Raw genomic sequence first — 9,526 nt, forward strand, 5'->3', positions numbered from 1 at the left:
CCATGGCGGACGGCACCAAAATCGAATGGACCGACGCGACGTGGAATCCAATCACGGGTTGCTCGGTCCACAGCGCGGGCTGCACCAACTGCTATGCGATGCGGCTGGCGGGCACGCGCCTGCAGCATCACCGGTCGCGCGCCGGGCTGACGATCGACACGAAGGCGGGGCCGGTCTGGAATGGCGAGGTCCGCTTTAGCGAGCAGTGGCTCGGCGATCCGTTGCGCTGGTCGAAGCCTCGCCGGATCTTCGTCGTCGCGCATGGCGATCTGTTTCACGAAGCGGTGCCCGACGCTTGGATCGACCGCGTCTTTGCGGTGATGGCGCTCTGTCCGCAGCATCAATTTCAAGTGCTGACGAAGCGCGCCGATCGCATGCGTGCGTATTTCGCCGAGCGACAGACGGCACATCATGTCTGGCGCGCGTTGGATGGGCTTCCTCTGAACCTCGGCCAAGCTCTCATCCGCGATAGCTGGTATGGTGGCCCGGCCGGTAAATGGCCGCTGCCGAACGTGTGGCTTGGCGTATCGGTCGAGGATCAGCGCGCGGCCGATGAACGGATCCCGCACCTTCTCCAGACGCCCGCAGCGAAGCGTTGGATATCGGCAGAGCCCCTACTTGGGCCGCTGGACCTGAGCCGCATCTGCATTGGCGAGGGTGACAATGATCCAGCTTTGGCGGCGGAAAACGGCATCAAGCATATCCGCTTCACCATCAACTCCCTTGCGGGCGTCGAGTCCTTCGGATGGCCCGGCGTCGATTGGGTGGTGGCCGGCGGCGAAAGCGGGAATGGCGCGCGGCCGATGCATCCCGACTGGGTGCGCGGCGTGCGCGATCAGTGCGCGGCGGCCGGAGTGGCGTTCCTGTTCAAGCAATGGGGATCATGGCGCGAGGCGCAGCCGGACGACGTGTTCGATACTGCCAAGGGGCGAGCCAACAAGCCGCCGGCATTCATCGTCAAGCCCGATGATGGAACCGTTCATTGCTTCCTGCCGGAGGATGCCGATCCGCGTTGTCGGGTAATGCTCGAAGTCGGTAAGGGCAAGGCTGGGCGTCTGCTCGATGGTGTCGAGCATAACGGGTTTCCGTCATGACGGACCACGGCATCATCTTCTCGGCGCCAATGATCCGAGCGAAGCGCGCGGGGCGCAAGACGCAGACGCGGCGACTTGCCAGTTTGCCGCTGGGGCGCGTCGCGGTCGGCGATCGCCTGTGGGTTCGCGAGGCGTGGCGGGTGGCCGCTTGGCGCGACCGTGGGCAGCAAGGTACCGCACACGGCAGGATCGCCGCCGATTATCTGGCGACGCCGGAGATCAACCGCACACCCTGGGCGGTGCCCGGCCCCGAGATTTTCGACCGGTTGCGCCGCCAGTCGATCGAGGATGCCGAAAAGGCGATCGCTGCCGGGCGAGGCTCGGCGAGGCGCGACGGCGATCAGTTCGCCTGGAATCGCGGCGACAGCCCGTGCCGTGGCCGTCCGTCCATCCATATGCCGCGTTGCGTGTCGCGCCTGACGCTGATCGTCGAGGAGGTGCGGCATCAGCAGCTCCACGACATCGACGAGGCCGACGGCTGGGCGGAGGGCGTTTGTCATGCGATCGAAGATGGTCGGCCCGGCCTCGACATGGGCGATGTCGACGAGTCGATGCGGCGTGCGATCGTCACGGGCTATATCGGCGGCGGGCGGCGAGCCTTTCATTGGCTTTGGGATCAACTCCACGACAAGCCGGGCGAGCGCTGGGACGACAATCCAGCGATCGTCGCGCTGACGTTTCGCGTTATCGAGCAGAATATCGACGAGGTCGCGCGATGACGTGGCCGTTCGGCGCCCTTCTGCCCCTGTCCTATGACGTGATCCTCGCGGATCCGGCGACGCGGTTCGAGACCTTCTCCACGAAGGGCGAGGGCAAGAGCCCGCAGGCGCAATATCCGACGATGTCCTGGGAGGAACTCGCGGCGTTGTCCGTCGGCGAGTTGGGGCGCGGTGACTGTCTGCTGATGATGTGGGCGTGCTGGCCGACCCTGCGCGAGTCGCTCGCCCTTATGGATGCGTGGGGGTTCCGCTATGTCACCGGCGGCGCGTGGCATAAGCGGACGCGGCACGGCAAGACGGCGTTCGGCACCGGCTATGTGCTGCGCAGCGCCTGCGAACCCTATCTGATCGGCACGCTCGGTAGCCCCGCCACCGCGAACAATGTACGCAACATCATCGAAACCGAGGCGCTGTCTGTCCTCGATGCCGAACGGCGCGAGCATAGCCGCAAGCCCGACGAGCAATATGGCTATTGCGAGCGCCTGGCGCCGCGCGCGCTCCGCTTCGTCGAGCTGTTCGCCCGCCAGCGCCATCCCGGCTGGGATTGCTGGGGCAATGAGGCCGACAAGTTCGAGGTGGCAGCATGAACGCGCCTGCAGCCTTCCCGCCGGCCGTGACGCGTCCGCCGTTGCGGTGGCTCGGCGGCAAGTTCCGCGATGCGCCGAAGATCATCGAGCAGTTCCCGCCGCATGATCAGTATGTCGAGCCCTATGGCGGCGGCGGGAGCGTGCTGCTGCGCAAATCTCGGGTGGATAACGAGACCTATAATGATCTCGATGGCGAACTGGTGAACCTGTTCCAGGTGCTGAGATCGTCTTCGGCCGACCAGCTGCTCCGCGCGATCGAACTGACACCCTATGCACGACTCGAATATGAGGCGGCTTTCGAACCGATCGAGGATCCGGTCGAGCGCGCACGGCGGGCGCTTGTCCGGTCGCACATGGCGCACGGCACTGGCGGCGCGCGCATGGATCGACCGACCGGGTTTCGCACTGACGGGACCAGCGGCACGACCAACGTCGCGGGCGAATGGGCAAGCTTCCCGATCGCGCTCGCCGCCGTCCGTGAGCGCATGCGTGGGGTGACGATCGAAAGCCGTCCGGCAATCGAACTGATCCGCCGGTTCGACGATCCTAAGGTCATGATCTACCTCGATCCGCCCTACCCGCCAGAGACTCGCAGCACGAAGTCGCGCAAGCCCGGCGAACGCTATCATACCTATGTCTATGAGATGACGGTCGACGATCATGTCGAGCTGCTGGACCTGATCCGCACGTCCCGCGCGATGATCGCGCTCAGCAGCTATCCGAACGCGCTTTACGACGAGCAGCTCTCCGGGTGGCAGCGTCTCGAGTGGGGCGCTCGTGCGCACCGCAATTCACCGCGCACGGAAGTGCTGCACCTCAATCCTGTCGCGGTCGAGCGGCTCGGGCTGGGGCGTTTGCTATGACGCTGATCCGCGAGATCCTCGACTATTGCGAGCGCACAGGCGCGAGCGAGACGCGGTTCGGGCGGATCGCGGTGAACGACCCGCATCTCGTCCGCGATCTGCGCAAGGGTCGATCGTGCGGGCCTGCGCGCGAGGCGACGGTGCGACGCGTCATGGCGGCGCATCCGCATGGCCTGCCCGGTGCGAGACCTCGCCCCGAGCGCGCGGGTGCGTTCGGACGACCCGACGCCGACGACCCCGGCATCGTCGACACGAGGCGCAGCGTCGAGGCTATGGCGGCGCGGACGGGAAGTCATGCGCTGCTGGCCGCGCTGTGCCGCCTCGGCTTGCGGATGGGCGGCTTGCCCGGCCTCGACGAGGCGACGTTCCGGGCGCGCTGCATCGAGGTCGGGCTGCTCAATCCACGGAGGCGCGCATGAGCATTATCCCTGATCGTTGCCGCTGCGGGCGCATGCCGTCGGTGCGGGCGCTGCGCGTCGCCGAGGATGCCGTCGAGACGCGGGTGCAGTGTCCCGGTTGCGGCGCGGTCGGCGAGGAGGTGGAGGACGCCTATCGCGACGATGCGACGGCGATCGACCTGTGGAACATTCATGGAGGGCGGAAGCTATGAGCGCGTTGCGGAATCATGTGCGGCTGTGCGGGTCTCTCGGCCAGGATGCGGTGAAGCGCGACTTTGCCGCCGGCGGATCGGTCGTCAATCTGCGGGTCGCAACGACCGAGCGGTGGACCGATCGCGCGACCGGCGAGGCCAAGGAGTCGACCGACTGGCATAATGTGGCGGTGTTCACCGACCGCGACGTCGAGCGGGCACGCGACCTGCGCAAGGGCGACTGGATCGAGGTCGACGGCAAGCTGCAGAGCCGGAAATATCAGAAATCGGGCGTCGATCATTGGGTGACCGAGGTGGTCGTGCGCGGCCCCGATCACCGTTTGCTGGTGCTGCCGAAGCGCCAGCCCGGTCGGCATGACGCGCCGCCGGCGGAGACGCCGGCCGCGCCGGCAACCTCCGAGGGCTCCGGTCAGGAAGGCACGGCGGCGCAGCCGCCTGGGGCTGTCGACGATTACGTGCCCTTCTAGGGGCGGTGGTCGGGATTCGCGGTTCGGTTTTCGGGGGTAGCAGGTGACACAGGAGCATGATGACGCATTCCGCGACCGCATCGAGCGGCTTCGCGATCGCGTCGACATTGCCGGCGTCATCAGCAAGGTGGTGACCCTCGGCCGGGGCGAGAAGCCGCGCGGGAAATGCCCGTTCCACGGCTCCAAGTCGGACAGCTTCGCGGTCGACAAGAAGAAGGGCCGGGCGATCTGCTGGGGCTGCAACTGGACCGGCGATGCCATCAAGTTCGTTATGGATTATTACGGCCGGGCCTTCATGGACGCGGTCGAGCTGCTCGAAAGCGATCACGGACTGGACGGGCAGACCGCTGCACCCGTCCATCGGGAAAAGCAGGCGGCCCCGCGGCGCGAGCGCGAAGCGGTCGACTCGCTGACAATGGGCCGCTGGATCTGGAAGCATGTGGCGATCGTCGATCCGGCCAAGGTGCGGATCTATTTCATCGGGCGCGGGGTGCCGGCCGAGCTGCTGAGCGACGACCGGCTTGCCAATATCCGTTTCGCGAAGGCCGCGCCGATCGTGGCGTGGGAGGAGGGCCGCAGCCCCCGCAAGGTGCCGCAGGCCCCGGCGATCGTCGCCCTGGTGCGCCGCCCGCCCGACTGGACGCCGTGCGGGGTGCATGTGACCTATCTCGAAGCGTCGCTCGCGGCGAAGATGGACCGGGCGCGGCAGGACGGCTCGAAATATCCGGCGCGCAAGATGCTGGGGCCGGTGGGTGGTGGGGCGGTGCTGTATCCCGGCGCCGGATCCTCGGCCGACGCGATCGCCTTCGACGCGCCGCTGTTCGTCGGCGAAGGCAATGAGACAGTGCTGTCGGGCATGGCGATCGCCGGCGCCGACGCCACGGCATGCGGCGTCGCGACGTTGAGCCTCGACAATCTGCAGGGCCGTCCGTTGATGAGGCGTCAGGCGTTGCCGCTCTACGATCCGCAGCCGGATCCCGACGGACGGCCGCTGGCGTTCCGGCATGGCGGGGCGGTGGTCGGGCTGATCGATGCGGACATGAAGCCGCTGCGTGGTCCGCTGGATCCGCTGAGCGGCTTTCACCGCGGTATGCCGGTGATCGAGCGCAAGGGTGGGCCGGTGGTGCATCGCACGATCAGTTCGGCGGAGCGGACGGCGGTCTGTGGCGCGCTGTTCACGCAAGCATGGCGCGCGGCCGGAAGCCGGGCGCGGTCGGTGCGGCCCCGCATGGGGCAGGATTTCAACGATGCTGTGAGGGGTAGGACATGAGCGATCTCTTGTTGCTAGGCGGCGGCTTCTATTGTGGCGTGGGGACCGCTGTTGCCTTTATTGTCGAAGGCGGGGCGTTCAATCGCGTCGTCTCGGCGATCTTGTGGCCGACATTCCCGCTTTGGCCGTGGTGGAGGCACTGATGCCAAGACTCACAGCTTGGCGGTGGTGGGCGGGGAACGCCAACAGCGTCGACGAAGACGGCGTCTTCGATCTTGCCCAGGAAGGGACGCGCGAGGCGGTGATCCGGTCTGCGGCGCTGTCGCTGCGCGTGGGCGAGGTGTTCTACATCATCGAGGCGCGCCATTGGGAGCGCGCGCGCGAACCGGTGGACGGCGTCGATCGCTTTGCGCGTTTCAAGAACAGGGAGCGGCTTGTCATGGGCGATGCTGCCTGCGTCGCGGCGGGTGCGCGATGATCAGCGCCGACCACAGCGTGCGGGAGCGCGAGCGACTCCACTTCAAACGTCAGATCGCCACGGCATGCGAAAAGCTGCGTGCGGCCGGTCGCCAGCCATGGGAGTTCGGCCTTGAGTGACGATCCGAAGCTCGCCGCCGAACGGCTGCGCGCGTTCATCGACAGCATCCGCGCGAATCGCGCCGATATCCGCCAGATCGGCGCGGAAAATCGCGAGCTGTTCAAGGAAGCCGAGAAATCGGGCTTCTCGCCGAAGGCGATGCGCGAGGTGATTGCGCGCATGGAGCTGTCGCCCGAAGTGGTGATGGCGAACGATGCCCTGATCGAGAATTACGAGGCGCTGCTTGGTACCGGCGCCGGGGCGGTCGGCCAGCTCAAGATGGAGCGGGACGCCGCCGGCGTGTTCGTCGCCGCGATGGTGCAGGACGACCCGCCCGAGGTGAAACCCAACAAGACGGTGCTGGCGCGGCGGAGCAGCGTCGCCCTGGCCGAAGCCGCGCGCCGCGCACGGGAGCAATGAGGATGAAACGCAACCTCAAACATGAGGCGCTGGGATGAACCAGATGATTCCGATCCCGACCGACGACCCGTTGCAGATGGCGTGGTTCGATCGCAACGACCTCGGCAATGCCGAGCGGCTCGTGCGGATCGCCGGCCGGCGTCTGTTGTGGGTCGAGGGCATTGGCTGGGTCGCCTATGACGGCAAGCGCTGGTCGGCGCGCGAGGGCGATCGGCGCGCCCGCCAATTCGCTCATGACGTCGCGCGCCATGTCGATCAGGAGGCGGTGGCGCTCGACAAGATCGCGAACAATGCCTCCGCGCTCAAGGATGCCTTCCCGTGGTTCGCCGGGATCGACGACGACGAGCTCAAGGCGCTGGTGCAGGAGCGGGTGATATCGCTGCGCAAGCATGCGGTGCAGAGCGGCAACGCCTCGGCCACCAACGCCATGCTGTCGCAGGCCAAGACGCTGATCAACGCCGATCGCGAGGAGTTCGACCGCGACGCGCTGGCCTATAACGTCCAGAACGGGACGCTGCGTTTCCTGCTGTTCGGCGACAAGTGGATCGCTCGTCTCGACGATCATGATCCCGAAGACCGGCTGATGCAGATGGCGAACGTCCGCTACGAGCCCGGGGCGGTCAGCAAGGAATGGATCGAGCGCATGAAGCTCGTCCAGCCATCGGAGGATCAGCGCGAGCTGCTGCAGCAGGCCTATGGCTATAGTCTGACCGGGCTCACGTCCGAACAGAAGTGGTTTCTGTTTCAGGGCAAGGGCGGCGACGGCAAGTCGGCGACCGACGACATTATCTTCGACATTCACGGCGACTATGCGCGCCACGCCGAGATCACGACGTTCCTCGCCGGCGCGCAAAAGAGCGGATCGGATCATAGCAGCGACATGGCGCGGCTCGCGGGCGATATCCGCTTCGTGCTGTGCGAGGAGCCGCCCGAAAATTGCACGTGGAACGGACAGCGGCTCAAGCAGGTGACCGGCAGCATGGTGACGGCCCGGCCGATGCGCGAGGCGGAAATCGAGTTCCGGCCGCGCTGGAAGCTGTTCGTGGAGGTCAACCCGCTGCCGGCGGTGCCGAACGACGATGACGGCTTCTGGCGACGCGTGGTGCTCATCCCCTGGTCCTTCCAGTTCGACAAGAAGGGCTCGGTTGCGTCCGAGCCGATGGAGCTGCTCAAGGCGCGGCTGCTCAAAAATGCCAGCGGGATCTTCAATTGGATGGTCGAGGGCACGCTCAAATGGCTTGAGACGCGCCGCCTGCCGATATCGGCCGCGGCGACCGAGGCGGTCGAGAATTACCGCAGCACGGCCAGCCCGTTCGGCGAATGGCTGACCGATCGGTGCGACACGAGCGATCGCGACGCCATGACGCCGTCGGGTGCGCTGTACGAGGATTTCAAAGCGTGGTGCGAGGCATCGAGCATCGAGCCGATCAAGCAGGCCAATTTCGGCCGGAAGCTGCGCAACCGCCAGCATCTGGAAAAGAAGGACGGCAAGGGCAAGCGGTTCCGCCGCGGCATACGGCTGCTGGCCGACGGCGTTGGGGGTGCCCTGGGCGCTGCCGCCGCCACCGCCGGGCCTGCTGCCCCCCAGCCTGTAGAGCATCCTGGGGCGGGTGGTCGGGCGTCGGGCGGCACGCCCGAAGGCGATTACGACCCCTTCTGATACGGCGGGTTACGGCGGGTTTGGGCCGATATTGGCCCGGTGAAAGGGCGCGGCGGCGCAGGTGAGCGCGGGTGGTACGGCGGATTTGATGGCGGGTTACGGCGGGTTGATTTGGCAAAGCCGCCGTTAGCTAAGCCGCTGAAATGTAAGGCGATACGGCGGGTTACGGCGGGTACGGCGGGTTTTCGGCAAGTTGGCGGGTTCAGGCGGGTGCCTGCCTGCATGTGCGCGAGGTCATGGGGTGTAACCCGCCGTACTCGCCGTTCTTATGGGTAAGGTGGATGATGATTGAAAATCAAATAGAAGATGGGTTCATGACCTTTACTGTTGTGGAGGAGCGCTTGGTCGCGGCCATGGCCGTGCTGTGGCGGTCCGGCGACCGCGAGCGGGCATGGCTGCGCGGCTCGACCCTACCGATCTGGCGCGAGGTGGTGGCGGAGCATAAGGACGCATCGCCCGACGACGCGGCGATCGTCACCTGCGCGCTGACGCGGGTCGAGGTGATGGACGCCGACGAGGCGATGGGCTGGGTCGCCGCCTGGGTGCCCTCAGGCCCGACCCGGCGGGTCGTGGGCGTGGTGCTGTCCTATCTCGCATCGGGCAACCCGCGCGCGGACTGGCCGACCATATGGGCGCGCATGGGCGGCAAGGCGGGTGGGTGGACGACCGAGGGTTTGCGCAAGCGCTATGGCCGGTCGATCACCATCATCTGCGAGAAGCTGAACGCCAAGCGTTCCGGGGGGTTAAGTGTGTCAACGTGCAAAATCGACAGGCCATGAAATTTTGCATGTCCGTCTCAAGGGGTAAATGAGCATATATATCGAGATGTTCGGGGAACCCCCATGGCGGCGCTTCGAACATCCTCTCTGAACCTTCACCGCGCCCGCCTCGTATCCCTGCGAGGCGGGCGCGGTGCGTTGTGGGCCATGATCGTGAGCAAGCTGGCGCGTCTCCCTTCGAGGCTTGCCTCCCTGCCGTACCGACTGGCTGCGATGCCGGACGATCGGAAGGAGCGGCAACGGTTTCGAGATGCCCAGCATTGGCGGGCATGGTATAAGACGAAGCGGTGGCAGGATCTGCGATGGGCGACGTTGCTCCGCGATCTGTTCACCTGTCAGCGATGCAAGCGGGTCGAGGCCGACACGTCGCAGCTCGTCGCGGATCACCGCAAGGCGCATCGCGGCGACGAGACCCTGTTCTGGGATCCGGGCAACCTGTGGACGCTGTGCAAGCGGTGCCACGACAGCTGGAAGCAGAGGCAGGAGCGGTCGGGGAAGGCCGACGGGAACGACGGGCCGATCGGTCACGACGGGGGCTGA

General features: G+C 66.3%; 14 protein-coding genes. All 14 read left to right on the top strand.

Features of this window, described 5'->3' with window-relative positions:
• Window positions 1–2 precede the first annotated feature (2 nt).
• The 14 genes from WP12_RS16980 to WP12_RS17035 all read left to right on the top strand — a co-directional run bounded on the left by WP12_RS16980 (window position 3) and on the right by WP12_RS17035 (window position 9,526).
• The gene (locus WP12_RS16980; protein WP_046194858.1) at window positions 3–1,094 is read left to right on the top strand and encodes a DUF5131 family protein; all 1,092 of its coding nucleotides are present in this window, start codon (window positions 3–5) and stop codon (window positions 1,092–1,094) included.
• On the top strand, window positions 1,091–1,813 hold the full coding sequence (locus WP12_RS23545; RefSeq protein WP_052730455.1) for a hypothetical protein: 723 nt from the start codon (window positions 1,091–1,093) through the stop codon (window positions 1,811–1,813). Before WP12_RS16980 ends, WP12_RS23545 begins: the two co-directional genes overlap by 4 nt.
• Window positions 1,810–2,400 (top strand): MT-A70 family methyltransferase, encoded by a 591-nt coding sequence (locus WP12_RS16990; RefSeq protein WP_046194859.1) that lies wholly within the window; start codon window positions 1,810–1,812, stop codon window positions 2,398–2,400. The genes WP12_RS23545 and WP12_RS16990 overlap by 4 nt, the downstream gene beginning before the upstream one ends.
• Window positions 2,397–3,263 (top strand): DNA adenine methylase, encoded by an 867-nt coding sequence (locus WP12_RS16995; RefSeq protein WP_046194860.1) that lies wholly within the window; start codon window positions 2,397–2,399, stop codon window positions 3,261–3,263. The genes WP12_RS16990 and WP12_RS16995 overlap by 4 nt, the downstream gene beginning before the upstream one ends.
• The gene (locus tag WP12_RS17000; RefSeq protein ID WP_046194861.1) at window positions 3,260–3,682 is read left to right on the top strand and encodes a hypothetical protein; all 423 of its coding nucleotides are present in this window, start codon (window positions 3,260–3,262) and stop codon (window positions 3,680–3,682) included. The genes WP12_RS16995 and WP12_RS17000 overlap by 4 nt, the downstream gene beginning before the upstream one ends.
• The gene (locus WP12_RS24970; protein WP_152664048.1) at window positions 3,679–3,873 is read left to right on the top strand and encodes a hypothetical protein; all 195 of its coding nucleotides are present in this window, start codon (window positions 3,679–3,681) and stop codon (window positions 3,871–3,873) included. Before WP12_RS17000 ends, WP12_RS24970 begins: the two co-directional genes overlap by 4 nt.
• The gene (locus WP12_RS17005; protein WP_046194862.1) at window positions 3,870–4,340 is read left to right on the top strand and encodes a single-stranded DNA-binding protein; all 471 of its coding nucleotides are present in this window, start codon (window positions 3,870–3,872) and stop codon (window positions 4,338–4,340) included. Before WP12_RS24970 ends, WP12_RS17005 begins: the two co-directional genes overlap by 4 nt.
• A gap of 43 nt (window positions 4,341–4,383) precedes the next feature.
• Complete coding sequence (locus tag WP12_RS17010) at window positions 4,384–5,610, top strand: CHC2 zinc finger domain-containing protein (RefSeq protein WP_046194863.1); 1,227 nt, start codon at window positions 4,384–4,386, stop codon at window positions 5,608–5,610.
• A gap of 142 nt (window positions 5,611–5,752) precedes the next feature.
• The gene (locus WP12_RS17015; protein WP_152664049.1) at window positions 5,753–6,028 is read left to right on the top strand and encodes a hypothetical protein; all 276 of its coding nucleotides are present in this window, start codon (window positions 5,753–5,755) and stop codon (window positions 6,026–6,028) included.
• Window positions 6,025–6,147: a hypothetical protein gene (locus WP12_RS26245; protein ID WP_268794738.1), complete on the top strand. Its 123-nt coding sequence runs from the start codon at window positions 6,025–6,027 to the stop codon at window positions 6,145–6,147. Before WP12_RS17015 ends, WP12_RS26245 begins: the two co-directional genes overlap by 4 nt.
• The gene (locus WP12_RS17020; protein ID WP_046194865.1) at window positions 6,140–6,547 is read left to right on the top strand and encodes a GapR family DNA-binding domain-containing protein; all 408 of its coding nucleotides are present in this window, start codon (window positions 6,140–6,142) and stop codon (window positions 6,545–6,547) included. The genes WP12_RS26245 and WP12_RS17020 overlap by 8 nt, the downstream gene beginning before the upstream one ends.
• A gap of 34 nt (window positions 6,548–6,581) precedes the next feature.
• Complete coding sequence (locus WP12_RS17025) at window positions 6,582–8,207, top strand: DNA primase family protein (RefSeq protein ID WP_052730456.1); 1,626 nt, start codon at window positions 6,582–6,584, stop codon at window positions 8,205–8,207.
• A 314-nt stretch (window positions 8,208–8,521) separates the two neighbouring features.
• The gene (locus tag WP12_RS17030) at window positions 8,522–8,986 is read left to right on the top strand and encodes a hypothetical protein (protein ID WP_152664050.1); all 465 of its coding nucleotides are present in this window, start codon (window positions 8,522–8,524) and stop codon (window positions 8,984–8,986) included.
• A gap of 213 nt (window positions 8,987–9,199) precedes the next feature.
• Window positions 9,200–9,526, top strand: a complete 327-nt coding sequence (locus WP12_RS17035) for an HNH endonuclease (RefSeq protein WP_235399181.1) — start codon at window positions 9,200–9,202, stop codon at window positions 9,524–9,526.

This window comes from Sphingomonas sp. SRS2 (assembly GCF_000971055.1).
GTDB lineage: Bacteria > Pseudomonadota > Alphaproteobacteria > Sphingomonadales > Sphingomonadaceae > Rhizorhabdus.